We start from the raw sequence: 25,537 nt of genomic DNA on the forward strand, positions 1-25,537 counted from the left end.
GACGTCTCGTGAGGGCGAACGGGCGTCAGCCGCGCTCGGGGATTACGAGGACCAGGATCTCCATGCCCCGATCGTAGCCCTCACCGCAGGGCGGACGGGGGCCGTCCACGATGCGGGACGCCGCGGATCCGGCGGACCCGCCGGATCATTGGCCCGCCCGATCCCTCTCCTCCGCACCGCCCGGGACCGTCGCGTCGCACCTGTCGCCCGCCACGCCCGGCTCTTGCGCCGCCCCCGCCGTCGCTCCCTGCCCCGGGCTGGCTCTCCACGCGCCGCCCCCCGCGCACCGCACGGGCCGTGGTGACCTTGGTCGCACGGGACGCGGAAGGCAAATGCCGCGTGGCGCGGCGAGGGCGAAGGTCCTCCCGTCTGTCAGGCGCTCCGCCTACCCTCGAGGACGACGCCCCCGCCCCGACGACAGAAGGTTCGAGGAACGCCCCATGACCTCTTCCGAGACCGCAGCCCCCCTGGACGCCTCTCCCCTCATCAGCGCCGCGAGCACCGCGCCGTCCCTCGACGAACAGCGCATCGTCGTGGTCGGCGGCGGAATGACCGGCCACCGCTTCGCCGCCCGCCTGCAGGCGCAGGACCCGCAGGGCGCCTGGCGCCTCACGGTGATCGGCGAGGAGCCCCAGCAGCCCTACGACCGCGTGCACCTGTCCAACTGGTTCACCCGGAAGGACGCGAGCATGCTCGCCCTGGACACCGCCGTCTGGGACGACCCGCGCATCGAGCTCGTGACCGGCGACAAGGTCGAGGCGATCGACCGCGATGCGCAGACGGTGACGACCGCCGCCGGTGTCGTCCACCCCTACGACCGGCTCGTCCTGGCGACGGGCTCGTGGGCCTGGGCGCCGCGCGCCGAGGGCAAGGACCTCCCCGGCTCCTTCTCCTACCGCACCGTCGAGGACGTCGAGAACCTCGCCGCCTGGGTCGCGGACCGCTCGCAGGCCCTGGGCCGTCCGCTGCGCGGCGTCGTGGTCGGCGGCGGCGTGCTGGGCCTCGAGGCCGCGGCCGCGCTGAAGAACATGGAGGTCGACACGACGGTCGTCGAGTTCGCCGACCGCCTGATGTCGGTCCAGCTCGACCAGGGCGGCGGCGAGATGCTGCGCCTGCTCATCGAGGACCTCGGCATCCACGTGCGCACCGGCGTGGGCGCGAGCCGCTTCACGGCGGCCGAGGACGGCGCCATGGGCACCGCCCACCTGTCCGACGACTCCGAGGTCCCCGCGGACGTCGTCGTCTTCTCCACCGGCATCCGCCCTCGCGACCGCGTGGCCCGCGAGGCCGGCCTCGCGATCGGCGAGCGCGGCGGCGTGATCGTCGGCGAGACCTGCCAGACCTCGGACCCGTCGATCTGGGCGATCGGCGAGTGCGCCTCCTACGAGGGCGTGTGCGCCGGGCTCATCGCCCCGGGCAACGACATGGCCGACGTGGTCGTCGACGCCTTCCTGGGCGGCGACCGCACCCACCACCGCGCCGACGACGGCACCAAGCTCAAGGGCGTGGGCGTCGAGGCCGCGGCCTTCGGCGACGTCAACGCGGTCTCCGCGGGCGCCCTCGAGGTGTCCTTCGTGGACCCGGTCCACCGCAACTACCGCAAGCTCGTCATGTCCGACGACGCGAAGATCCTGCTCGGCGGCGTCTTCGTGGGCGACATCGAGCTGTACTCGGCCCTGCGCCCCCTCATCGGGCGCGAGCTGGGCGCCGACCCGTCGGCCGTCATCGCGCCCGAGGGCGCGGGCGACGCGATGGCGGGGGCGGAGCTTCCCGACGACGCCGTGGTCTGCTCGTGCAACAACGTCGCCGCGGGCACGATCCGCGAGGCCATCACCGAGCACGACTGCCACACGGTCGGCGCGATCAAGGAGTGCACCAAGGCCGGCACCGTCTGCGGCTCGTGCGTCCCGACGCTGACGAAGCTGCTGAACAAGGAGCTCGAGAAGAGCGGCATCGCCGTCTCCAAGGCCCTGTGCGAGCACTTCGCGATGCCCCGCGCCGAGTTGTTCAAGCTCGTGGAGGAGGGCGGCCAGGAGACCTTCACCGAGGTCGTCACCGCCCATGGCCGCGGGCGCGGCTGCGCCGTCTGCCGCCCGGTCGTCGCCTCGATCCTGTCGACGCTCGGCGCGATCACGGGCCGTCGCCACAACCCGGTGGGCCGCCAGCTCGGCGCCCTGCAGGACACCAACGACTTCGTGATGGCCAACATCCAGAAGGACGGCACCTACTCGGTGATCCCGGCGATCCCGGCCGGAGAGATCACGCCGGACAAGCTGATGGTCATCGCCGAGGTCGCCAAGGACTACGGCCTGTACGTCAAGCTCAACGGCGCCCAGCGCATCGGCATGTTCGGCGCGCGCCTCGAGCAGCTCCCGGAGATCTGGAAGCGCCTGGTGGACGCCGGTTTCCAGAGCGGGCACGCGTACGGCAAGTCGCTGCGCATGGTCAAGGCGTGCCTGGGCACGAACTGGTGCCGCTTCGGCGTGCAGGACTCGACGACCCTCGCGGTCGCCTTCGAGAAGCGCTACCGCGGCCTGCGGTCCCCGCACAAGATCAAGATCTCCGTGTCGGGCTGCGCGCGCGAGTGCGCCGAGGCCCAGGGCAAGGACGTCGGCATCATCGCCACGAACAAGGGCTGGAACCTGTACGTGGGCGGCAACGGCGGCATGACCCCGGCGCACGGCAAGCTGCTCGCGGAGGACCTCGACGAGGTCACCCTCCAGCGCTGCATCGACCGCTTCCTCATGCTGTACATCCGCGAGGCCGACAAGGTCCAGCGCACGGCCCGCTGGGTCGAGGAGTACCCGGGCGGCATCGAGGAGCTGCGCCGCGTGATCGTCGACGACACGCTCGGCATCGGCGAGCAGCTCGAGGAGGCCATGCAGCGTCACGTCGACTCCTACGTGGACGAGTGGGCCGAGGCGGTCTACAACCCCGAGCGCGCCGCGAAGTTCGTGTCGTTCGTCAACGCGCCCGATCAGTCGGACCCGCAGCTGGCCTACGTCATCGAGCGCGGCCAGCCGCGTCCGGCGCAGCCGGGCGAGACGGACACGTTCCCGACCATGCAGGCCGCGAGCCAGCACGCCATGGCCCACCCGGGCACCGCCGACGCCGACCTCGAGAACTGAGGAGCCTGAGAGATGAGCACCCTGAGCACCGATCGCGGCTCCGCCGCCGAGATGGTCGACATCTGCGCCGTCGACGCCCTGAGCATCGACCGCGGCGCCGCCGCCCTGCTGCCCGACGGCACGCAGATCGGCGTGTTCCTCCTCGAGGACGGGAGCGTCCACGCGGTCCAGCAGCACGACCCGTACTCGGGCACGAACATCCTCTCGCGCGGCCTCGTGGGCACCCACGAGGTCCCGGGCGAGGGCGATGAGCCCGCGACCGTGGTGCCGACGCTGGCCTCGCCGATGTACAAGCAGGTGTGGAACATGGACACCGGCGAGGTGATCGACGCGGCCGGCGGCGAGAAGCTGCCGATCGACGTGTTCGACGCCGAGGTCCGGGACGGCCGCCTGCTCGTGTCCGCCTCGCCGCGGCCGCGCGCCGCCGCCTGATGGCGGATACCGCCGGAGACGTCGCGTCGAGCGGGGTCACGGGGCGCGGCGCGCCCGACCCCGGGGATGCGGGGCGCCTGGGCGATCCGCTGTCCGTCGACGCCCTCTCCCCCGCGCGTCTGGCGCCCGGGTCCGTCGCCCTCGTCGGCGGCGGGCCCGGGGCCCTCGACCTCATCACCGTGCGGGGCCTGGCCCTGCTGCGGCAGGCCGATGTGGTGGTCGTCGACCGCCTCGGTCCCGCCGGCCTCGTCGGCATGCTCGGCGAGGGCGTCACGGTGATCGAGGTGGGCAAGACGCCGGGCCGCCCCTCGATGAGCCAGGGCGAGATCGACGCCGTGCTCGTGGAACAGGCGCGCGCCGGGCACCGGGTCGTGCGCCTCAAGGGCGGGGACCCGTTCGTGCTGGGCCGCGGCGGCGAGGAGGTCCTCGCCTGCCGCAGGGCCGGGATCGACGTGCAGGTGGTCCCCGGCGTGACCTCGGCGATCGCCGGGCCCGCCGCGGGCGACGTGCCGGTGACGCATCGCGGCACCGCCGTGGCCCTGCACATCGTCAACGCGCACGGGGACCTGGGGCCCGCGGATCTCGCTGCCCTGCGCGACCCGGGCACGACGACGGTGCTGATGATGGGCGTCTCGTGGCTGCCGCGCCTGGCGGCGCAGGCGATGCTCAACGGCATCGACCCGACGACCCCGGTCGCGGTGGTCCAGAGCGCGACCACGGATTCCCAGCGGGAGGTGCGCGGGACGCTCGCGACGATCGTCGAGGCGGTCGAGCGCGAGGGCGTGACGAACCCGGCCGTGATCACGGTGGGGCGCACGAGCGCCGAGGGCTTCCTCGTCCCGGATGCTCTGGACTATGTAGCGGATGCGGAACGCCTGCGCCGCTCGGGCCGTCAGGCCCTGGCCGACGGCGATGACCGCGCCGTCTCCGAGGCCGGTGCGGACACGGCCGCGACGGAGACGGTCGGCGCCGCCGCGGACACGGCTCCCGTCAGCCCCTCCCCCGTCCTGATCGGCTGCGCCCATGGCACGCGCGACCGGGCCGGACGCGATGTGGTGCGCGCGATCATGATGCGCGTGCGCTCGACGATGCCGGGCACGGTCGTGCGCGAGGCGTACGTGGACGTGCAGGAGCCCGAGGTGGGCGATGTGGTCCGCGAGACCGCGGGCCCGGTGGAGGTGCTGCGCACCCGCGAGACCGAGGACGCGCCCGAGGCCGTCGTCGTGCCGCTGCTGCTGTCGACCGGCTTCCACGTGGGCCATGACATCGAGGCCGCGATCGCCGGGCACCGGGCCGTCTCGGCCGGTCCGCTCGGTCCCGATCCGCGCCTGGCGGCCGTCATGGCCGAGCGTCTGCGGGAGGCGGGGCTCGCCGAGGGCGATGCCGTGGTGATGGCCGTGGCCGGGACCAGGAACAGGGCCGGTCAGGCGATGGCGCGGGAGATGCTACCGCTGCTCTCCGCGGAGCTCGGGCGCAAGGTGTCCATCGGGTTCATCGCCGCCGCCCAGCCGTCGGTCGCCGATGCCGTGACCGCAGCCCGGGCAGGGCTCCCCGCGGGCGGGCGCGTCGCCGTGGCGAACTACCTGCTCGCCCCGGGGCACTTCCAAAAGGCGCTGGCCGACTGCGGCGCCGACATCGTGGCCGAGCCCCTGGGCGATCACCCGCTCATCGCCGAGATCGTCGCGGACCGCTACGAGGCGGCCATCGGCGGCTGAGCAATCCCGACCGCACTCGAGAACCCGGGCTCGCGCTGTCCGCCGTCACCCGACCGCCTCGTCGAGCGCCACGCTGGGACTCAGATCCGACGCGATCCGGCACCCAGCGTGACGCTCGGCGCAGGTGCCGGACTCAGGGAAGCGGGCGGCGGGTGGCCCCGTAGGTCGCGGACCGCACCAGGTGGGCGTAGACCTTGAGGGCCTGCGACACCTCGCGCTCGCGCTTCTCGGGGCGCCACGGCAGCGGGCCCTTCTTCTCGCGGCGGCGGGCGATCTCCTCGTCGCTCACCTCGAGCTGCAGCAGGCGCTTGTCGACGTCCATGACGATCCGGTCGCCGTCCTCGATGAGGCCGATGAGCCCGCCTTCGGCCGCCTCCGGGGAGATGTGCCCGATTGACAGGCCCGAGGTGCCGCCGGAGAAGCGGCCGTCGGTGATCAGCGCGCAGGCCTTGCCCAGGCCGCGGCCCTTGAGGAACGACGTCGGGTAGAGCATCTCCTGCATGCCGGGGCCGCCCTGGGGGCCTTCGTAGCGGATGACGACGACGTCGCCCTCCTTCACGGTCTTGTCCAGGATCTTCTGCACAGCCTCCTCCTGGGAGTCGCACACGACGGCGCTGCCCTCGAAGTGGAAGAGGTCCTCGGTGATGCCCGCGGTCTTGATGACGCAGCCGTCCTCGGCCAGGTTGCCCTTGAGCACGCACAGGCCGCCGTCCTTGGTGAAGGCGTGCGGGACGGCGCGGATCACGCCGTTCTCGGCATCGGTGTCCAGCTCCTTCCACACGTTCTCGGTGCTGAACGCCTGCGTGGTCCGCACCCCGCCGGGGGCGGCGTGGAAGAGCGCGTCGGCCTCCGTCGAGGTCTTGCCGGAGCGGATGTCCCAGGCGTCCAGCCACGTGGTGAGGTCGGGGGCGTGGATCGCGTGGACGGAGTGGTCCAGCAGGCCCGCCCGGTCGAGCTCGCCGAGGATCGCGGGAATGCCGCCGGCGCGGTGGACGTCCTCGATGTGGGCGGTGCCGTTGGGGGCGACCTTGGACAGGCACGGCACGGAGCGCGAGAGGCGGTCGATGTCGTCGAGGCCGAAGTCGATCTCCCCCTCGATGGCGGCGGCGAGGATGTGCAGCACCGTGTTGGTGGAGCCTCCCATCGCGACGTCCAGGCTCATCGCGTTGGTGAACGCCGCCTTGGTGGCGATGTTCCGCGGGAGCACCGAGGCGTCGTCCTCGTCGTACCAGCGCCGGGCGAGATCGACGATGGTGCGCCCGGCCCGCAGGAACAGCTCCTTGCGGAAGGCGTGGGTCGCCAGCGTGGTGCCGTTGCCCGGCAGCGACAGCCCGAGCGCCTCGGTCAGGCAGTTCATCGAGTTGGCGGTGAACATGCCCGAGCAGGAGCCGCAGGTGGGGCAGGCGTTGTCCTCGATCTCGGCGAGCTGGGCATCGGTCACGGACTCGTCAGCACTGATGGAGATCGCGTCGACGAGGTCGAGGCGGTGCTCGACGACGCCCTCGACGGGCTTGCCGGACTCCATCGGGCCGCCGGAGACGAAGACGACGGGGATGTTCAGGCGCATCGCGGCCATGAGCATGCCCGGGGTGATCTTGTCGCAGTTGGAGATGCACACGAGCGCGTCCGCGCAGTGGGCGTTGACCATGTACTCCACGGAGTCGGCGATGACGTCGCGGCTGGGCAGCGAGTAGAGCATGCCGCCGTGGCCCATGGCGATGCCGTCGTCGACCGCGATCGTGTTGAACTCGCGGGCGATGCCGCCGGCCTCCTTGACGGCGCCGGCCACGAGATCGCCCATGTTCTTCAGGTGCACGTGCCCGGGCACGAACTGGGTGTACGAGTTCGCGATGGCGACGATCGGCTTGCCAAAGTCCGAGGACTCCATACCGGTGGCGCGCCACAGGGCGCGGGCGCCGGCCATGTTGCGGCCGTGGGTCGAGGTGCGGGAGCGGAGTGCAGGCATGGGTCGATCCTACCGGCCGACCGAGATGCGAGACAGGGTGCTCACCATGCGACCGGCGCTCTCGTCAGCGACGGCCTCGGAGCGGTGCCGGATGTCATCGGTCAGAGCCCCCGCTGCATGAGTCGTGCTGCGTGGCGGAACGGGACCGCCACCAGCAGGGCGCCGCCCACGAAGTTGCCGACCGTGGTCAGAGCGAGGTTGCGGAGCATCCCGTGCTCACCGAGGCCCCACGTGAGGCCCGGGTCGAGCACCTGGCCGGGATGGAACGCGGCGAGCAGCAGCGGGAGCCCGATGAAGGCGATGTTCGCGATGACGTGCTGCGTGCCGGCCGCCACGAACGCGAACGGTCCGTAGAACGCGAAGCCCATCCGGGCGACGTCGGTGCGCGCCTTGAAGAACAGGAACATCGCGGTCTGGAGGAACCACGTGCACAGCACCGCGAGCAGGAGCGCGGCGACCGGGCCCTCCCCCGCCTTCGCGGTCCCTATCGCTGCGGCGCGGCGCGCGAAGCCCTCCGTGAGATAGGGGCCGCCGGCCGCGGCGGCGACCCCGATGAGCGCGAGCGCTCCCGCGAGGTTCCCGACCAGTCCCAGGGCGAGGAAGCACAGGTATGACAGGACGCCGAGCCGCCGATCGAGCACCGCGACGAGCCCAGCGGCCATGTCGGCGGTGATGAGCGAGGCGCCCGAGACGAGGATCAGGACGAAGGAGAAGCCGAAGGCGAGCCCCATGACCAGGCTCGCGATGCCGGGGACGGTGATCCCGGTGCTCACGTTCACCGAGAGGATCACCCCGAAGGCGACCATCGCGCCCCCGATGAGCGCGCGCACGAGCATGGAGCGAGGATGGTGCGCCTTCTCGAGCGCGACCGCGACGACGCGGTCGACCATCTCGGGGATCCCGAACGGCTCGAGGTGCGACGCGGCGGTGGCGTCCGTCGCGAGGGCCGGGGGCACGGGTCGGACATCGCCCTCGGGGGCAGGGGCGCGGGGCGCGGTCGCGGGCGGTGATGCGGTCTCAGCGGGCACGAGGCTGGCCTTCCGGGCTGGGATGTGGCAGGGACGGACGGGATCAGGGACTGGGCGGGGCGTCGAGCCCTCGGGCAGCCGCTCGGGCGGGACCCAGTCGTGCATGGTCCCCGAGTGGTAGAGGAGCGGCTGCTCCTCGGAGCGGTGCAGCTCGACGGCGCGGATCAGGAGGATGACGTGATCGCCGGCGTCGTAGATCCGCTCGGTGTACCCGCTCACCCAGGCGGAGGTGCCCGCGAGGAGGGGTGCTCCGTGGAGGCCCGGCACGTGATCGACTCCCTCGAAGCGGTCCTCGACGCGGCTCGCGAAGCGCCGCGCGAGCGAGGCCTGGCTGCGCGAGAGCACGTTGACCGCGAGGTGACGCCCCACCCGGAAGGCCGGCAGCGTGCCGGCCGTCCGCGCGACGCACACGAGCAGGAGGGGAGGATCGAGCGAGACGGAGGTGAAGGAGCTGACCGTCATCCCCACCGGTCGGCCTCCGAGGGTGGTGGTCACGATCGTGACGCCGGTGGGGAACGCGCCCATCACCGAGCGCATCACGGTGGGATCCACGGCCACGCTCCGCGTCCAGTCCTCGTGAACGGGATGCTCGGCGGTGGGGGTGCTCGTCAGTGGCATGAGGCGAGCTCCCAGCGCAGCTGCCCCTCCGACGGGGACTGGACGGGGATGAAGGCCGCCTCCCGGAAGCGCCGGTTGGCCGGCGTCGCGCTCGCGTACCCCTTGCCTCCGGCCGTGCGCAGCTCGAGGCCCGCCGCGTCGGTCGCGATCTCCGCCGCGGCCAGGCGCAGGGCGAGCAGCTCGGCCTTCGCCGGAGTCGCCGAGCCGCCGACGCGGTCGGCGAGCTGACGCATGGTCGCCCGGGCCAGGGTGTGGCGGCCGAACACGCCGTCCAGCTCGGCCGCGTACGTGCTCGTGACCCCCACGAGGCCCTCCCGGGCCTGCTGGACGCTGGTCCCGGCGACTCCCAGGCACATCGCGGTCTGCAGGATCGTGAAGGTCGGCCGGACCCGGGTGAGGAACTCGGCCGTGTCCTGCGTCAGCACCTGCTCGTGCGGGATGCGGACGTCCTCGAGCGTCAGGGAGGAGGACGCCGTGGAGCCGAGGGCAAGCAGCGAGAACGGCGCGCCGACAGTGACGCCGTCCGTGTCGAGCGGGAGCTGGACGATGACCTTGCCGCCCGTGGCGGTGCGGGCCGCCGTAACCATGACCGAGTCCTCGAACAGGTTGCTCGCCCACCGGATCGGGCCGCTGACGACGAAGCCGTCGTCGACGGGGTCGGCCGTGAGCTCGAGGGTGCCGCAGCCGGCGAGGTCCTTGAAGGCCGAGGCCATGCCGGTGATGCCGAGGACCTCACCCGTCGCGAGGCGCTCGGCCTGCTCGATCGCGGTGGGCGTGCCCGCGGTGCGGAGGTACTCGATCGTCATGCGCGTGGCCCACAGGGAGAACGCGGTGCTCATGCATCGCGCCGCGATCGACTCGATGACGCCCGCCATCTCGGCCAGCGTGCCGTTGCCGGTGTCCGGGGCCCCGAGGTCGAGCACGCCCTCGGCCCCGAGGGTCGGGAAGATCGAGCGGGTCGCGGTCTCTCCGCGGTCCACGGCGCCCGCCGCGGAGGCGATGGCATCCAGTGTGGCGTCGGTGATCCGGGAGCGGTTCAGGACTGCGGTCATGGGGCTCTCCTGGAGGACGCGGATCAGGCGACGACGAGGGTCGAGACGAGCTCGACCGGGCGCCGGAAGGTGTTGACGACGGGAGACCAGCGGATCGCGTTGTCGTGGATCTCCTGCAGCGTCTGCTCGTCGGTGTCGCCCGCGAGCGTCACCGTGCAGCGCACGTCGGTGAAGCCGGGGACCTTGTCCTCGGGCACATCGCCGATGCCCCAGACGGCGGAGATGTCGATGTCGCCCTCCATGGCGACCTCGATCCTCGTGAGGGTGACCTCGCGGTGCGTGGCGTTGGCGAGCATTCCGACGGAGATGCACGAGCCGAGGGCGGCGAGGGCCATCTCGGAGGGGTTGGGGGCGGAGTCGTCGCCGAGCAGCGCCGGGGGCTCACCCACGAGCACGGGCGCGAGATCGCGCACGTAACTCATGTTGCGGAAGCCCGATTCGCAGACGGTGGTCGCCCTGAGCGTCTTGCGGCCCGTGGTCGGGTCCTCCTTGGCGGAACAGGACAGGCGGTCCAGCCCCTCCGCGTCGATGCCCACCAGGTTCGTGATGTTCGTGGTCATGGTCTTCTCTCCTTCGTGCGACAGAGGGCGGGGCCGCGCGATTCGAGGGCGCACGCCCCCTCCTCGACATAACGTGTCCTTAGGTGAGCCTATCGCTGTTCTTTGGAAATGGGGCGCTCGGGGTCACGGAGGTTCATCCGCCGAGGTCGCACGGAGACGCACGAGCGCTCCCCGGGTCGCGGGGCCCGGGCCGCGCACGACGACGGGCCCCTGCCGTATGGCAGGGGCCCGTCGTCAGGGTCGCCGGTGCGCGGAGCCCGGCCTCGGCAGTGTCAGCCCTCGACGTCGACCTTCTCGAGGATGATCTCCCGCACGCGACCGGCGTCGGCCTGGCCCCGGGTGGCCTTCATGATCGGGCCGATGAGGGCGCCGATCGCCTGCACCTTGCCGCCCTGGATCTTGGCGACCACGTCGGGGTTGTCGGCGAGCGCCTGGTCCACGGCCGCGGTCAGCACCGAGTCGTCGGAGACGACGGCGAGGCCCTCGGCCTCGACGATCGCCGCGGGGTCGCCCTCGCCCGCCAGGACCTTGCCCAGCACGGTGCGCGCGATCTTGTCGTTGATCTTCTTGTCGTCGATCAGCTTCTGCAGCTGGGCCACCTGTGCCGGGGTCACGGCCAGGGCGTCGAGCTCGACGTCCTGCTCGCGCGCCGTACGGGCCAGCTCGCCCATCCACCACTTGCGGGCGCTCTGGGCGCTCGCACCGGCGGCGACGGTCTGCTCGATGGGGTCGAGGGCGCCGGCGTTGGTGGCGTCGCGCATCTCGAGATCGGTGAAGCCCCACTCCCCCAGCAGGCGACGGCGACGGGCCGCCGGCAGCTCCGGCAGGGACGAGCGGATCTCCTCGACCCACTCGCGGCTCGGGGCCACGGGCACGAGGTCGGGCTCGGGGAAGTAGCGGTAGTCCTCCGCATCGGACTTCATGCGGCCCGAGCTCGTGGAGCCGTCCTCCTCGTGGAAGTGACGGGTCTCCTGGACCACGCTGCCGCCCTCGTCGAGGATCCCGGCGTGGCGGGAGATCTCGTAGCGGACCGTCTTCTCGATCGAGCGGAAGGAGTTGACGTTCTTGGTCTCCGAGCGGGTGCCGAGCGGCGCCTCCGGATTCGCGCGCAGCGACACGTTGACGTCGGCGCGCACGTTGCCGCGCTCCATGCGGGCCTCCGACACGTCGAGCGCCCGGAAGATGTCGCGCAGGGTCCGCACATACGCGGCGGCGACCTCGGGGGTGCGCTTCCCGGTGCCCGTGATGGGCCGGGTCACGATCTCCACGAGCGGGACGCCCGCGCGGTTGTAGTCGACGAGGGAGTGCGTGGCGCCGTGGATGCGGCCGGTGGAGCCGCCGACGTGGGTGTTCTTGCCCGCGTCCTCCTCCATGTGCGCGCGCTCGATCTCCACGCGGAAGACCTCCCCATCCTCGAGCTCGACGTCGATGAAGCCGTCGTGCGCGATCGGCTCGTCGTACTGCGAGGTCTGGAAGTTCTTCGTGAGGTCCGGGTAGAAGTACTGCTTGCGCGCGAAGCGGCAGGACTCGGCGATCTCGCAGTTCAGCGCGAGGCCGATGCGGATCGCGTACTCGACGGCCTTGGCGTTGACCACCGGCAGCGTGCCGGGCAGGCCCAGGGACACCGGGGTGATGGCCGTGTTCGGCTCCGCGGCGAAGATGTTCGGCGCGCCGTCGAACATCTTGGTGGCGGTGCCGAGCTCGACGTGGACCTCGATGCCCAGGACCGGGTCGTAGCGGTCGGTCGCGTCGTCAAAGGGGACGAGGGTGTCTGCAGCGGTCACTTGCCCGCTCCCTTCAGCTCGGGGGCGCGGTCCAGGAAGGGGCCGCCCCAGGAGTCCTCGAGCAGCGCCTCGAGGGCGCCGCCCACCCGGTACAGGCGGTCATCGGCCTGCGCCGGGGCGAGGAACTGGATCCCGGCGGGCAGGCCGTCCTCGGCCAGGCCGGAGGGGATGGAGATGCCGGGGGTGCCCGCGAGGTTCGCGGGGATGGTGGCGATGTCGTTCATGTACATCGCCATCGGATCGTCGACCTTCTCGCCGACGCGGAAGGCGACCGTCGGCGCCGTGGGCGAGGCCATCACGTCGACGCTCTCGAAGGCCGCGGCGAAATCGCGCTGCACGAGCGTGCGGACCTTCTGGGCGCTGCCGTAGTAGGCGTCGTAGTAGCCGGCGCTCAGGGCGTAGGTGCCCAGCAGGATGCGGCGCTTGACCTCCGCGCCGAAGCCCTGGCCGCGGGTGGCCTTCATGACGGACTCCGCGGTGGGGTGGTCCTCGGGGACCACGCGCAGGCCGAAGCGCATGCCGTCGAACTTGGCCAGGTTGCTCGAGGCCTCCGACGGCATGATCAGGTAGTAGGCGCCCAGCGCGTAGCGGAAGTTCGGGCAGGACACGCGGACGATCTCCGCGCCCGCCTGCTCGAGCAGGGCGAGGGACTCGGTGAAGCGGGCGCGGACCTCGGGGGCGAAGCCCTCGCCCTCGAGCTCCTCGATCACGCCGATGCGCAGGCCCTTGACGTCCCGCAGGCGCGCGGCCTCGGTGAACGAGGCGAAGCCGCCGTCCAGCGACGTCGAGTCGCGCACGTCGTGGCCGCCGATGACCTCGTGCAGCAGCGCGGCGTCCTCGACGGTGCGGGTCACGGGGCCCGCCTGGTCGAGCGAGGAGGCCATCGCGATGAGGCCGTAGCGCGAGACGGAGCCGTAGGTGGGCTTCATGCCGACGGTGCCGGTGACGGCGCCGGGCTGGCGGATCGAGCCGCCGGTGTCGGTGCCGATCGCCAGCGGCGCCTCGAAGGCGGCCACGGCCGCGGAGGAGCCGCCGCCGGAGCCGCCGGGGATGCGGTCGGTGTCCCACGGGTTGCGGGTGGGGCCGTAGGCGCTGGTCTCGGTGGACGAGCCCATCGCGAACTCGTCCATGTTGGTCTTGCCGAGGATGGGCATGCGCGCCGCGCGCAGGCGCTCGACGAGCGTCGCGTCGTACGGCGGGATCCAGCCCTCGAGGATGCGGGAGCCGGCCGTGGTGGGCATGCCGGCGGTCACGACGACGTCCTTGACGGCGACGGGCACGCCGGCCAGCGGATGCAGCTCCTCGCCGGCGGCGCGGCGGGCGTCGACGTCGCGGGCCGTGGCCAGGGCGTCGTCCTCGCTGACGTGGAGGAAGGCGTTGAGCTCGCCGTCGACGTCGGCGATGCGCGCGAGGTGGGCGCGGGCGATCTCCTCCGCGGAGGCGGAGCCGTCGGCCATCGCGGCGGCCATCGCGGCCGCGGACAGGCGGGTGAGGTCGGCGGAGCCGGAAGCGGGGCTGTTCATGGTCACTCCTCCCCCAGGATCTGCGGGACGGCGAAGCGGCCGTCCTTGGCGTCGGGGGCCCCGGACAGCGCCTGCTCCTGCGTGAGGGTGTCGGTGACGACGTCCTCGCGGAACACGTTGGTCAGGGGAAGGGGGTGGCTGGTGGCGGGCACGTCCTGCGAGGCGACCTCGGACACGGAGGCGACAGCGTCCATGATGGCGTCGAACTCGCCGGCGAACCGGGAGATCTCGTCATCGCTGAGCTGGATCCGTGCGAGGTCGGCGAGGCGTGCGACGTCTTCTCGTCCGATCGCTGGCATGCGCACGATCGTACCCGTCCCGGTAGTCTGTGAGCACGGTCACCGTACCTCGGTGAGACGCCCTCCGGGGCCGCCTGCCGGCGACCTCCCATCGACCTCGCGCACCGGTCCCCGCCGGTCAGGAAGGAGCCGACCATGTCGGTCGACCCGAACATCGACTACATGTCCCACGACCCCTCGGATGACGAGACCCCGTCGGACGACCCGCGCCTGCGCGAGGTGCAGGAGCTCGAGAAGCGCATGCGCGCCGCGCTCGCGACCAAGGAGAATCCGCTGCACGACGACGAGTCCACCCGCGACCGGCTCAAGCAGACCCGCAGCGGCGACGCGGCCGAGGACTCCAGCTCCGACGAGGCCTGACCCCTGTCGTCCGCCCCGCGGCCCGCTCGGCCCCCGGGGCGGACGCTCGCACCTGGCGCCTGCGCGCGACCTGCCCGTGGGATGAGGCGGGACCCCGCGGCCGTACGATGACGCCGTGATCCGACAGCTCGCGTGGAACGGGGCGCTCGCGGCCGCGGTGCTCCTGATCGTGTCGCTCGCGACGTCCGCGCCCCCGACGCGGCCGCTGCAGCGCTTCTGGACGCGGCACGGCAGCACGATCCGCTGGTACGTGCGCAGCGCGCCGGCGACGTTCGTCTACCTGGGCGTCCTCGGGATCACGACCTGGACGCTGCTGGGCATGCCCACCGAGCTGCGCGAGGCGTTCATCGCCGCGCAGTCGACGAACCTGCGCCATCTCACCGAGAACCCGGTCCGCGTGCTGGTCCGCTCGGCCTTCTTCGTCACGCGCGGCGAGCTGCTGGCCTGGATCGCCCTGTTCGCGATGCTGCTGGCACCGGCGGAGCGCTGGCTCGGCTCGGCGCGCACGATCGCGGTGTTCGTGACCGGGCATGTCCTGGCGACCGGGCTGGCGGCGCTCGATGTGTGGGTGCACGTGACCTGGCTGCACGCGCCCGCCTCCCTGTGGAACGTGGAGGACACGGGAGCGAGCTACGGCTTCATGGCGCTGGCCGCGCTGCTCGTGCACCGTCTGCGCGGGTGGAGCCGCGTGCTGCTGGGCGCGACCCTGGCCGCGGTGGTGGTCTACGGCGCCATCGAGGGGACCGGGTTCACGGCGCGCGGCCATGCGGCGGCGGTGCTGGTGGGGCTCGCGCTGTTCCCCATCACCCGCACACCCGGGGTGCGCGAGCGCGTCCGGGGCGGGCGCTCGATCCTCGACCTGTGGCGCCCGTCGCGGGCCGACGGCCCGCCTGCTCCGCTCGCTGCCGACGCGCTCGCGCCCGCCTGAGAGCGCCTGAGAGCGGCCGCGATTCCTCCCCATGCCCCGGTTCTCCCCCGTCGCGCGGGAGCGCCTCGTTCGTCGCAGGCACCTGACAGACTCGGGGCCATGGACATCACGCGACCTCCCGCCTCCCCGAGCCCCGCGTCGGGCGCTTCCGGCGACCTGCATGCCGAGGCCCTCGAGGCCCTGCGCGCGCTCACCGGGCGCGCGGATGCCCAGTTCCATCCCGGCCAGTTCGAGGCGATCGAGGCGCTCGTCGCCGAGCGTCGGCGCGCCCTCGTGGTCCAGCGCACGGGCTGGGGCAAGTCCGCCGTCTACTTCCTGGCCGCGCTGCTGCAGCGCCGCCGGGGCGCGGGGCCGGCGCTCATCGTCTCGCCCCTGCTGGCGCTCATGCGCGATCAGGTCGCCGCGGCCTCGCGCGCGGGGGTGCGGGCCGAGGCCATCAACTCGGCCAATCCGACCGAATGGGCGCTCATCGAGCAGCGGCTCGCGGCCGATGACGTCGACGTCCTGCTGGTCTCCCCGGAGCGCCTGGTCAACCCGCGCTTCCGCGATGAGCAGCTGCCGCGGCTGATCGGCAGGTGCGGGCTGCTGGTGATCGACGAGGCTCATTGCATCTCCGACTGGGGCCACGACTTCCGGCCCGACTACCGGCGCCTGCGGGACCTCGTGGCGACGCTCGGCCCGGGCGTCCCGGTGCTCGCGACGACGGCCACGGCCAACGGTCGCGTGGTCGCGGACGTGGCCGAGCAGCTCGGGACCGACGGCAGCGAGGTGCTCACGCTGCGCGGCCCCCTCACGCGCGACTCCCTCCGGCTCGGCTGCCTGTCCCTGCCCGACGACCGCTCCCGTCTCGAGTACCTGGTGCGCCACCTCGACGAGTTCGAGGGCTCCGGGATCATCTATACGCTCACGGTCTCCGCCGCGCAGGACCTGGCCCAGCTGCTGGACCGGCCCGGGCGGCGCGTGCGCGCGTACACCGGGCGCACGGACTCACAGGAGCGGGCCGAGCTCGAGCAGGCCCTCAAGGACAACGAGGTCAAGGCCCTCGCGGCGACCTCCGCGCTGGGCATGGGCTTCGACAAGCCGGACCTCGGCTTCGTCATCCACCTGGGCGCCCCGAGCTCGCCGGTGGCCTACTACCAGCAGGTGGGCCGCGCGGGCCGCGCGACCGACACCGCCGATGTCCTCCTGCTCCCGGGGAAGGAGGACCGCCGCATCTGGGAGTACTTCGCGACCGCGTCGATGCCCAGCGAGGAGTCCGCCCGCGCCGTGCTCGACGCCCTCGCCCGCGCCGAGGGGCCGCTGTCGACGCCGGCGCTCGAGGCCCGGGTGGACGTCAAGCGCTCGGCGCTCGAGCTGCTGCTGAAGGTGCTCGCCGTCGATGGGGCGCTCGAGGCCGTGCGCGGAGGCTGGGTGTCCACCGGCGCCCCGTGGACGTATGACGCCGAGCGCTACGCGAACGTCGCCCGGACCCGCCGCGAGGAGCAGGACGCGATGCTCGCCTACGAGCGGCTGGGCTCCGGAGGACGCGGCCCGGAGGCCGTCGCGGCCGATCCCGAGCAGTGCCGGATGGTGTTCCTGGCCCGGCGCCTGGACGACGCGACCGCCACTCCCTGCGGCCGCTGCGATGTGTGCGCCTCGGCCTGGTATCCCGAGCATGGCGCGGCCGGGGGCTCGAACGGGGCGGACGGCGCCCCCGATGGCGCCGGGAGCGAGGTCGCCGCCCTCCTGCAGCGCGTCGGCGTGCCCGTCGAGCCGCGCGCGCAGTGGCCCCAGGGCCTCGACCGCCTCCGTCTGCCCGCGCTCGAGGGCCCGGCGCCCAAGGGGAGGATCCCCGAGGGCGAGCGAGCGGAGACGGGGCACGCGCTCGCGCGCCTGTCCGATCTGGGATGGGGGACGCGCCTGCGCGAGGTCCTCGCGACCGATGCGGACGGCCGCCCCGTGGACAGCCTCGTCCCTGCCGATCTGGGAGGCCGGATCGTCGAGGTCCTGAAGGAGTGGGACTGGGCGCAACGGCCGGCCGCCGTGGTCGCGGTCCCCTCGACCACCCGCCCGCAGCTGGTGCGGTCCCTCGCCCAGGGCATCGCGACCGTCGGTCGGCTCGAGGATCTCGGCGCCCTGGACCTCGCGCCCGATGCGCAGCCGCTGCGCTCGGGCGGCAACAGCGCCTTCCGCGTGGCCGACCTCTGGGCGCGCTTCACCGTCGGACCGCAGCTCGCCGAGCGCCTGCGCGCCCTCGACGGGGCGCCGATCCTCCTGGTCGACGACCGCATCGACTCCCGCTGGACCATGACGATCGCCGCCCGCGCCCTGCGCCGCGCCGGCGCGGGTCCGGTGCTGCCGCTCGCGCTGGCGCTGAAGGGGTGATGAGCCGCGGACCGGCGCACCGTGCGCCTCACCGAGCTCTGGAGCAGCTGCCTCCGAGGGACATCGACCGCCTGACAGCGCTCGCTGCGTCCGTCCCCCACGACGTCAGCACCGGCACCCTCGACCCGCATGTCCCGCTGCCCCGCGGATGGCGACGGTTCTCCCGCTCCGCCGTTCTGGACAGGACCGACCTCGAAGCTCTCGAGCGCGAGCTGCTGAGCTGGGCGGTGCAGCTGCGCTCCGGCCTGCAGGTCGCCGCGTCCGATGCTCCGCTCGCCCGGGAACCGTCGTGCTGATGCGCCTGGGCCCCTGGTCCTTCCGCTTCCGGATCCCGTGCCGCGTCCTCGAGCTCATCGAGGAGCCGGATCGCCGCGGCTTCGCCTACGCGACGCTCCCGGGGCACCCCGATACAGGCATCGAGTCCTTCGTGCTCCGCCGCGAGGAGGACGGCACGGTGCGCTTCACGGTCAGTGCCGTCTCGCGCCCGGGGACCTGGTTCACGCGACTCGGTGCGCCCCTGCTCGACGTGCCGCAGGATCGGATGACGGACCGCTACCTGCGGGCCCTCGGCACCGCCGCCCCGGGCGATCCCTTCATCGGACTGCGCTGAGAGCGGGACCCAGGAGTCCCGTCGCCTCAGCCCGCCTCAGATCCCCCGCTCGATGCGCATCCGCAGCTGGGCCGCGCCGGGTCCGCGGAGCTGGTCGAGGTGGCTGCGGCGTCCGGCCATCGCCATGACGAACGCGAGCGTCGGTCCCTCGATGAGGGGGCCGGCGCCGGCCTCGAAGGGGCCGTCCTCGGCCACCAGGTGCAGGCCGCGCGACAGCGTACGGCTGGGCACGGCGAAGTCGCGCGCCCAGTAGAAGTCGGCGACAGCGGTCAGCGCCCAGATCTCGTGCCTCGATTCCAGGCCCAGCGCCTCGCGGATGTCCTCGCCGTGGACCACCACCTCCCCGAGGTAGGGGGCGACGTCATCGGTCGGCGCGATGCGCGCCTCGATCGCCGCCTGGAACTTCCGCAGGGTGTCGGGGCCGTCGACGCCGCGATGCTGGGCAATCCGGCGAGCGTTGTGCACCTCGGGGCGCAGCCGCGCGAGCGCCATCGACCGCATCCAGGCGCCGCGGGTCGTGAGCGCGGCGGCGGTGAGGTGCGCCAGCTGATCCTCGACATCCCAGCCGGGGCACTGCGTCGGGGTCGACCACGCGTCCGGGTCCAGGCCCTCCAGCTGGGCAGCCAGCGCGTGGCGCTCCGCGATCGTCGCCTGCCACAGCTCCGCCGGGGTCATGAGCACGATCGGGGTCAGCAGCGTGTCGCGCGCGGGCTCGACCGCCGCCCGGCGCCGCGCCGCGGATCCGTCGGCGCGAGGCGCAGGCCCGTCGGCGCGAGACGCAGGCCCGTCGGCGCGAGACGCGGGCCCGTCGGATCGCGGGGTGCTCTCGTCAGGCGCCATCGGTCCCCTCCTCGCTGCTCTCGGTCGGCTGGGCGCTCTCGGTGGACTGGCCGCTCTCCGCAGGCTGGGCGTCGTCCGCGCCGCCCTCGGTGTCGGCCTCAGCCCCCGCCGTGCTCTGCCCGGCATCCCCGTCATCGTCATCGGCGGCGCCGACCGCCGCGGGCCCGCCCTCGAGCAGGGCCGTGAAGCCGGCCTCGTCGAGGATCGCCAGCCCCAGGTCGCGGGCCTTGTCGGCCTTGGAGCCGGCGTTCTCTCCGACCACCACGAAGTCCGTCTTCTTCGAGACGGAGCCGGCGGCCTTGCCGCCGCGGGAGATGATCGCCTCCTTGGCGCCGTCGCGCGTGTAGCCCTCGAGGCCGCCGGTGACCACCACGGTGACCCCCTCGAGCGTGCGCACGAAGCCCTCGGCGACGTCATCCGCCATGCGGACCCCGGACGCCGCCCAGGCGTCGATGAGCTCGCGATGCCAGTCGACGGAGAACCACTCGTGCACCGCCTCGGCGATGATCGGGCCGACGCCGTCGGTGCCGGCGAGCTCCTCGACGCTCGCCTCCCGGATCGCGTCCATCGAGCCGTAGGCGGTGGCCAGCGAGCGCGCGGCCGCCGGGCCGACGTGCCGGATCGACAGGGCCACGAGCACGCGCCACAGGGGCTGGCCCTTGGCCTTGTCGAGCTCGGAGATCAGCACCTCGGTGTTCTTCAGCGGCGCGGGCTCGGCGGTGCGCGCCCAGGCCTTCTTCGTCTTGTAGTAGCGCCAGGTGCCGCGCGACCAGAACGCCGGCTGGACGCGCCAGTCCCCCGTCGGCTCGCCGTCGCGCTTCTCCGGCTGGTAGACCACCACGTCGCGCAGCTGCTCGGGCGTCAGGTCGAACAGGTTCGCGCCGGTCGTGACGACGGGGAGTTGCGGGGCGGGCAGCAGCGGGTCATCCTCGGAGGTGATGCGCAGCAGGGGCACGCCGTCCCCGCCCGTGCTCTCCTGCCCGTTCTTGAGCACGGTGAAGGAGTCGAGCTCGGTGTCCGCGGCCTCGCGGACGGGCAAGCGGAGGCTGTGCCCGGCGCGCAGGGCCGCGAGCGCCTCGACGCGGCGGCGGTCGGGGTCGGTCAGGGCGATCGCGCCCTCCTCGCCGAGGGACTCGATGTCGAAGGCGCCGCGGGAGGCCGCATGCTCGATGCGCCCGGTCACCTGGGCAGGACAGCTCCGGGCGTTCGGGCAGCGCCAGTCCTTGTCGCCCTCCTTCTCGGGCCGGATCTCCGTCCCGCAGGCGGGGCAGTCCTTCGGCATCACGAAGGGGCGCTCGGTGCCGTCACGCAGGGCCTCGACGGGGCCCAGGATCTCCGGGATCACGTCCCCGGCCTTGCGCAGGACGATCGTGTCGCCGATGAGGACGCCCTTGCGCTCGACGTCGAACTGGTTGTGCAGGGTGGCCATCGCGACGGTCGAACCGGCGACCTTGACGGGCTCCATCACGCCGTAGGGGGTGACGCGGCCCGTGCGCCCGACGTTCACGGCGATGTCCAGGAGCTTGGTCGTGACCTCCTCGGGCGGGAACTTGAAGGCGATCGCCCAGCGCGGTGCCCGGCTCGTGGCGCCCAGACGGCGCTGCTGGGCGAAGGAGTCGACCTTGATGACGATCCCGTCGATCTCGTGCACGAGGGAATGACGGCGCTGCCCGTTCTCCTCGATGTACGCCCGGACGGCCGCGAGGTCGTCGAGCACCTTCGTGTACGGGGACACGGGCAGGCCCCACGCCTCCAGCTGCGCGTACACCTCGGACTGGGAGGCGAGCTCGACGCCCTCGTGGACGCCGACGCCGTGGACGTGGACGGCGAGCGCGCGCGAGGCCGTGACGGCGGGGTCCTTCTGGCGCAGCGAGCCGGTCGCGGTGTTGCGCGGGTTGGCGAACTCCGCGCGGCCGGCCTCGCGGCGCTGGGCGTTGAGCTCGGCGAACTCGGCGCTGGGGTAGAAGACCTCGCCGCGGACCTCCAGCACGGCCGGCGGGTCGTCGGTGGCCAGGCGCTCGGGGACATTGGCGATGGTGCGGACGTTGGCGGTGACGTCCTCGCCCACGCGGCCGTCGCCGCGGGTGGCGGCGCGCACCAGCTCCCCGTTCTCGTAGACGAGGTCGATCGCGAGGCCGTCGATCTTGAGCTCGGTGAGGTAGCGGACCTGCGCGCCCTCCCCGAGGCCCTCGTGCACGCGGGCGGCCCAGGCGTCGACCTCCTCGACGCTGAACGCGTTGTCGAGGCTGAGCATCCGCTCGAGGTGGGTGACGGGGGCGAAACCGGCGGCGACGCCGCCGCCGACGGTCTGCGTGGGGGAATCGTCGCGGGCGAGCTGGGGGTTGGCGGCCTCGAGGGCGCGCAACTCCTGCTCGAGCTCGTCGTACTCGCCGTCCGTGATGGTCGGGTGCCCGTCGTAGTAGTCGGCCCGGGCCTGCTCGATGCGGCCGATCAGCTCGGCCATGCGCTCCTGGGGGGCGCTGGCCTCGGAGTGCTCGGCGCGGGCGGCGTCGGTCGCGGGGGCACCCGGCACGGGGCTCTCCGCAGCGGCGTCGACGGCTGCGACGGCGGGGTCGGGCGTGGCCTCGGCATTGCCGGGATCGGGGAGGTTCTGCGCGCTCACAGGCACATTGTTCCCCATCTCCCCGACGATCGAGGACGGCGCCCGATCCGCTGGTCGGAGAGCGTGTCCATCCCCTGTCCGACAGCGGATCGGCCCGGCGCGGCGGCCGCATCCGACGGGCACCGCGGCCCCTTCCCCTAGAGTGGTGGCCATGCCCATGCCCCCGGATGCGCTTCGTCGTCGCGGCCTCACCAACCCGGTCGCGCGCGCCGCGCTGCGGATGGTCAGCGCCCCGCGCCTGGACATGCGTGAGGACTATCCGCGGGTGCGGCGCTTCCAGCGGCGCCTCGCCCGCCGCCCGCTGCCGCGCTACCGGTTCCTGGACCGCACGATCCGCTCGGCGGATGACGGCCATGACATCCCGGTGCGGATCTTCTCCCCGCGCGAGCGGCGCCGCGACGAGGTGCTGCTGTTCCTCCACGGCGGCGGCTGGGTCACCGGGGACATCGAGAGCTACACCCCCGCCTGCGCGACGATGGCGGACCTCACCGGCTGCGTCGTCGCCTCCGTGGACTACCGCCTCGCGCCCGAGCACCCGTTCCCGGCGGGTCTCGAGGACTGCGTGCGGGTGACGTGCCTGCTGCTCGACGAGCCGGAGCGCGCCGGCCTGGCGGATGCGCGGGACATCGTGCTCGTGGGCGACAGCGCGGGCGGGAACCTGGCGGCGTGCACGTCGCTGGTGCTCGCGCGGGAGGGGCATCGCGGGGTGCGTCGTCAGATCCTGCTGTACCCGGTCACGGGCGATGACCACGATCCGGCGACCTCGCCGCACGAGTCGGTGCGCCGCCACGGCGCGGACTATCGGCTCACCGCCGCCGAGATCCAGGACTACCTGGAGATGTACGTGCCGGATCCGGCCCGGCGGCGCGACGAGCTCGTGGCTCCCCTGCACGCCGCGGATCTGCGCGGTCAGCCAGCGACGCTCGTCGTCACCGCGGAGCTGGACCTGCTGTGCGATGAGGGCGAGGCCTACGCGGCGGCGCTCGCGGACGCCGGGGTGCCGGTCCGCACGCACCGCGTGGCGGGCGCGCTCCACGGCTTCATCGCGCTGCCGCGATTCTCGCGCTCGCTGCGGGAGGGCTATGGCGCGATCGAGGCGTTCCTCGAGGAGGACATCGCCGCCGGTGACAGCACCGCCGAGGAGAGCAGCGCAGGGGACAGCGGTGCCGCAGCGAGCACGGGAACGGGCACGAACGGTGCCGAGTCCCGATCATCGGCGGAGCCGCAGTGACGGAGCCGGGTGGCGCCACAGGCGCGGACACCGGCGGCGGCGCGCGTGCGGCGCGGCGGCGGGCGCCCGTCCGTCTCGCCCCGCGCCCCTGGGTGCGGCTCGACAACGCCTCGAACATCTTCCCGGCGGCCCGCAGCGCCATCGACCCCAAGGTGTTCCGCCTCGGGGCCGAGATGGATGCGGACGTCGACCCCGCCCTGCTGCAGGAGGCGCTGGACGAGACCTTCGACCGCTATCCGCTGTACCACGCGGTGCCGCGCCGCGGCGTGTTCTGGCACTACCTGCAGGACAGTCCGCTGCGCCCCGTGGTCGCGCCGGAGCGGGAGCATCCGTGCGCCCCGATCCATGATCCGCGCCGTCCGCGTCTGCTGTTCCGCGTGGTCCACCATCGCCGCCGCATCGGTCTCGAGGTTTTCCACGCCCTGTCCGACGGGACGGGCGCGCTGTGGTTCCTCACCGATCTGCTGGATGCGTACGCGCGTCGCCTCGAGGGCGGCCCGACGCCCGCGCCGGAGGGCTCCTCCTCCCCGCCCCCAGTCCAGGACCCCGCAGCTCGAGCCTCCGATGCAGGGGCCTCGACCGGAGAGGCGGGAACGCCCCGGGAGCCGTCGGCGGCCCATGACCTGGTGGCCGACAGCTTCGCGCATCACTTCCGGCGCCGCCGCGGCCGGAAGGATCCCGTTATCGCGGGGCCGGCTGCCGACGCTCCGACCGCAGGCGCACCGACCGCCGGCGCACCGCCCGCCGCGGCGCCACCAGCAGACGCCTTCGCGCGCGCCGCGGCACCGGCGGCGCTGACCGTCGCCGAGCAGGCCCCGGACGCCCCGGAGCCGCCGCCGTGCCCGGCCGCGGAGGAGCGCCGAGTGCTGCGGGTGCGCGGCACCCCCACCCCCGATGCGCGGCCCCGGTGCGTCGAGCTGACGATGCCCGCAGCCGGAGTCCTCGCGCTCGCCAAGCAGGAGCGGGTGAGCATGACGATGCTGCTCACGGCCCTGTTCCTGGTGGCCGTGCACCGCACCCACGGCGGGCCGGGCCGGCCGCGGACCCTCGCGGTGTCCGTGCCGGTGAACCTGCGCCAGTTCTTCCCCTCGACCTCGGCGCGCAACTTCTTCGCGACGATCCGCCTGGCGCATCGGATGGCAGGGCCCGACGAGGATCCGGGGGCCGTGGCCCGGGCGCTCGAGGAGAGCTTTCGGCCCCAGACGGCGCCCGACGTCCTCGCGGTCCGCCTGCGCTCGCTGATCCGCTACGAGCGCTCCCCCGCGCTGCGCGTGATCCCCCGGCCGCTGAAGGATCTGATCCTGCGCATCGTCAACGCCCGGACGAATCGGCGCCTGACCATTGCGGTCTCGAACCTGGGCCGCGTGGTCCTCCCGGAGCCCGCCGAGTCCCGCGTGCGGCGCATGACGTTCCAGGTCTCGGCCGTGCGCCCGCAGTTCTGCGCGATCTCCCACGGCGGCGAGCTGACGATCACGTTCACCTCCCCGTTCGTGGAGACCGCGCACGTGCGCGAGATGACCCGGATGCTGACCGCGCGCGGCATCGACGTGTCGGTCGCCGCGACGCGCGTGACCGAGGCCGAGCTGCAGCAGGACGGCGCATGAGCCGCTGCACCGCCTGCGCCGTGCGCATCGAGGGGACGTGGGAGACCTGCCCGCTGTGCGGGGCGAGCACGGTGGGTGCCGGGACGCCCGCCCCGTTCCCGAGCGTCCCCCTGACCTCCTCGTGGGCGCGCCTGCTGCGGATGCTCCTGCTGGTCTCGCTGGGCGTCATCGCCGTCTCCCTCGCGGCGCAGCTGCTGCTGGGGCGCGGCGCCGAGCTGTTCGGGGCCGCCCGCTCGGTGTAGCTGGGGATCTGCACCATGTGGCTCGTCGTGCTCGCGGCGGTGCGGGCCCGGCGCCGCGTGACCCGCTCGACACTGTGGACGGTGGCGCTCGTGTGCGCGCTGAGCGCCTACGGGGACTACCTGACGGGCTGGCACCGCTGGTCGCTGAGCTACGCGATCCCGATCGTGGCGACCATCTACCGGCTCTTCAGAGTTGAGTGTGGGTGCGCCGGTGGTGCGGGGTAGCTGGTGGTAGGCGTCGAGGTCCCGGATGATGAGCGGACTTCTACCTCTGCTCGCACCAAGGACCTCGACGATGCACAACCATAGTTGCGTATGCCCTGACGCGCTTGATCGCTGCGTCCGATGCGACGTTCTCCTGGACTTCCCCGGCTCTTCACAGATGACGGTGTAGTTCGGTTCTGAATCCTCCGGTGTCCAGTAGGGCGCGGATGACGTAGTGGGCAAGGTTGCGGAAGCCCAGCGCGGTGCCGCGGAGGTGCTCGAGTCGGCCGTTGAATCTCCTATGTCTGTCAAGCGCCGGTGAGCTCATTCTGAGCGGCGGTGTTGAGGCGGCGGTAGATGTCGCGGGCGAGGTAGCGCTTGAGGCAGCGACGGATCTCCCGGAGGGTGCGCCCTTCGGCGGTACGG

Annotated in this window: 21 protein-coding genes and 1 pseudogene; 12 read left to right on the forward strand and 10 right to left on the reverse strand. The window is 72.9% G+C overall.

Annotated elements, in window-relative coordinates; translation table 11 throughout:
• The first annotated feature begins 440 nt into the window (after positions 1–440).
• The 3 genes from nirB to cobA are packed head-to-tail and all read left to right on the forward strand — an operon-like array spanning position 441 to position 5,275.
• Positions 441–3,128, forward strand: a complete 2,688-nt coding sequence (gene nirB, locus FM110_RS08620; RefSeq protein ID WP_087104361.1) for a nitrite reductase large subunit NirB — start codon at positions 441–443, stop codon at positions 3,126–3,128.
• Between the two features lie 12 nt (positions 3,129–3,140).
• Positions 3,141–3,560, forward strand: a complete 420-nt coding sequence (locus FM110_RS08625) for a nitrite reductase (NAD(P)H) small subunit (RefSeq protein ID WP_087104362.1) — start codon at positions 3,141–3,143, stop codon at positions 3,558–3,560.
• Positions 3,560–5,275 carry a uroporphyrinogen-III C-methyltransferase gene (gene cobA / locus FM110_RS08630; RefSeq protein WP_087104363.1) on the forward strand — a complete coding sequence of 572 codons (1,716 nt, stop codon included), beginning with the start codon at positions 3,560–3,562 and terminating at the stop codon, positions 5,273–5,275. Before FM110_RS08625 ends, cobA begins: the two co-directional genes overlap by 1 nt.
• Positions 5,276–5,408: 133 nt before the next feature.
• Here cobA and ilvD read toward each other — a convergent pair whose 3' ends face one another.
• The 7 genes from ilvD to gatC all read right to left on the reverse strand — a co-directional run bounded on the left by ilvD (position 5,409) and on the right by gatC (position 14,105).
• On the reverse strand, positions 5,409–7,241 hold the full coding sequence (gene ilvD, locus FM110_RS08635; RefSeq protein ID WP_087104364.1) for a dihydroxy-acid dehydratase: 1,833 nt from the start codon (positions 7,239–7,241) through the stop codon (positions 5,409–5,411).
• A gap of 101 nt (positions 7,242–7,342) precedes the next feature.
• Positions 7,343–8,887, reverse strand: a complete 1,545-nt coding sequence (locus FM110_RS08640; protein ID WP_087104365.1) for a formate/nitrite transporter family protein — start codon at positions 8,885–8,887, stop codon at positions 7,343–7,345.
• The gene (locus FM110_RS08645; RefSeq protein WP_087104366.1) at positions 8,878–9,939 is read right to left on the reverse strand and encodes an acyl-CoA dehydrogenase family protein; all 1,062 of its coding nucleotides are present in this window, start codon (positions 9,937–9,939) and stop codon (positions 8,878–8,880) included. The genes FM110_RS08640 and FM110_RS08645 overlap by 10 nt, the downstream gene beginning before the upstream one ends.
• A 23-nt stretch (positions 9,940–9,962) precedes the next feature.
• Entirely contained in the window at positions 9,963–10,499 is a 537-nt protein-coding gene (locus FM110_RS08650) for an OsmC family protein (protein ID WP_200810201.1), read from the reverse strand.
• Positions 10,500–10,771: 272 nt separating this feature from the next.
• Positions 10,772–12,283: an Asp-tRNA(Asn)/Glu-tRNA(Gln) amidotransferase subunit GatB gene (gene gatB / locus FM110_RS08655; protein WP_087104367.1), complete on the reverse strand. Its 1,512-nt coding sequence runs from the start codon at positions 12,281–12,283 to the stop codon at positions 10,772–10,774.
• Positions 12,280–13,806 (reverse strand): Asp-tRNA(Asn)/Glu-tRNA(Gln) amidotransferase subunit GatA, encoded by a 1,527-nt coding sequence (gatA, locus tag FM110_RS08660; protein ID WP_087104368.1) that lies wholly within the window; start codon positions 13,804–13,806, stop codon positions 12,280–12,282. The genes gatB and gatA overlap by 4 nt, the downstream gene beginning before the upstream one ends.
• A 2-nt stretch (positions 13,807–13,808) precedes the next feature.
• On the reverse strand, positions 13,809–14,105 hold the full coding sequence (gatC, locus tag FM110_RS08665) for an Asp-tRNA(Asn)/Glu-tRNA(Gln) amidotransferase subunit GatC (RefSeq protein WP_087104369.1): 297 nt from the start codon (positions 14,103–14,105) through the stop codon (positions 13,809–13,811).
• A gap of 135 nt (positions 14,106–14,240) precedes the next feature.
• On the opposite strand from gatC, the gene FM110_RS08670 reads away from it, so the two are divergent.
• The 5 genes from FM110_RS08670 to FM110_RS08685 all read left to right on the forward strand — a co-directional run bounded on the left by FM110_RS08670 (position 14,241) and on the right by FM110_RS08685 (position 18,367).
• Complete coding sequence (locus FM110_RS08670; RefSeq protein WP_087104370.1) at positions 14,241–14,465, forward strand: hypothetical protein; 225 nt, start codon at positions 14,241–14,243, stop codon at positions 14,463–14,465.
• A 115-nt stretch (positions 14,466–14,580) separates the two neighbouring features.
• Positions 14,581–15,393, forward strand: a complete 813-nt coding sequence (locus tag FM110_RS08675) for a rhomboid-like protein (RefSeq protein ID WP_087104371.1) — start codon at positions 14,581–14,583, stop codon at positions 15,391–15,393.
• A 99-nt stretch (positions 15,394–15,492) separates the two neighbouring features.
• Entirely contained in the window at positions 15,493–17,757 is a 2,265-nt protein-coding gene (locus FM110_RS08680) for a RecQ family ATP-dependent DNA helicase (RefSeq protein WP_087104372.1), read from the forward strand.
• Positions 17,757–18,053, forward strand: a complete 297-nt coding sequence (locus FM110_RS14560) for a hypothetical protein (protein ID WP_234992085.1) — start codon at positions 17,757–17,759, stop codon at positions 18,051–18,053. The genes FM110_RS08680 and FM110_RS14560 overlap by 1 nt, the downstream gene beginning before the upstream one ends.
• Positions 17,978–18,367 (forward strand): DUF1990 family protein, encoded by a 390-nt coding sequence (locus FM110_RS08685; protein WP_234992083.1) that lies wholly within the window; start codon positions 17,978–17,980, stop codon positions 18,365–18,367. Before FM110_RS14560 ends, FM110_RS08685 begins: the two co-directional genes overlap by 76 nt.
• A 36-nt stretch (positions 18,368–18,403) precedes the next feature.
• Here FM110_RS08685 and FM110_RS08690 read toward each other — a convergent pair whose 3' ends face one another.
• Together FM110_RS08690 and ligA are read right to left on the reverse strand one after the other, a co-directional pair.
• Positions 18,404–19,207: a maleylpyruvate isomerase family mycothiol-dependent enzyme gene (locus FM110_RS08690; RefSeq protein ID WP_234992077.1), complete on the reverse strand. Its 804-nt coding sequence runs from the start codon at positions 19,205–19,207 to the stop codon at positions 18,404–18,406.
• Positions 19,197–21,671: an NAD-dependent DNA ligase LigA gene (gene ligA, locus FM110_RS08695; RefSeq protein ID WP_159458025.1), complete on the reverse strand. Its 2,475-nt coding sequence runs from the start codon at positions 21,669–21,671 to the stop codon at positions 19,197–19,199. Before ligA ends, FM110_RS08690 begins: the two co-directional genes overlap by 11 nt.
• Positions 21,672–21,987: 316 nt before the next feature.
• Between ligA and FM110_RS08700 the strand changes: the two genes are divergently transcribed.
• Genes FM110_RS08700 through FM110_RS08715 form a run of 4 tightly spaced genes read left to right on the forward strand, consistent with a single transcriptional unit; the run spans position 21,988 to position 25,132 of the window.
• Positions 21,988–23,061 carry an alpha/beta hydrolase gene (locus FM110_RS08700; RefSeq protein WP_087104381.1) on the forward strand — a complete coding sequence of 358 codons (1,074 nt, stop codon included), beginning with the start codon at positions 21,988–21,990 and terminating at the stop codon, positions 23,059–23,061.
• Positions 23,058–24,665 carry an alcohol acetyltransferase gene (locus FM110_RS08705; RefSeq protein WP_234992079.1) on the forward strand — a complete coding sequence of 536 codons (1,608 nt, stop codon included), beginning with the start codon at positions 23,058–23,060 and terminating at the stop codon, positions 24,663–24,665. Before FM110_RS08700 ends, FM110_RS08705 begins: the two co-directional genes overlap by 4 nt.
• Entirely contained in the window at positions 24,662–24,907 is a 246-nt protein-coding gene (locus FM110_RS08710) for a hypothetical protein (RefSeq protein ID WP_087104375.1), read from the forward strand. Before FM110_RS08705 ends, FM110_RS08710 begins: the two co-directional genes overlap by 4 nt.
• Positions 24,908–24,922: 15 nt before the next feature.
• Complete coding sequence (locus FM110_RS08715; protein WP_087104376.1) at positions 24,923–25,132, forward strand: DUF6320 domain-containing protein; 210 nt, start codon at positions 24,923–24,925, stop codon at positions 25,130–25,132.
• A gap of 287 nt (positions 25,133–25,419) precedes the next feature.
• Here the strand turns inward: FM110_RS08715 and FM110_RS13810 are convergent.
• Positions 25,420–25,537, reverse strand: a pseudogene (locus tag FM110_RS13810) (IS110 family transposase); the annotation flags it as partial.

Origin of the sequence: Brachybacterium nesterenkovii, assembly GCF_900163655.1 — a bacterium.
GTDB classification, from domain to species: Bacteria; Actinomycetota; Actinomycetes; order Actinomycetales; family Dermabacteraceae; genus Brachybacterium; species Brachybacterium nesterenkovii.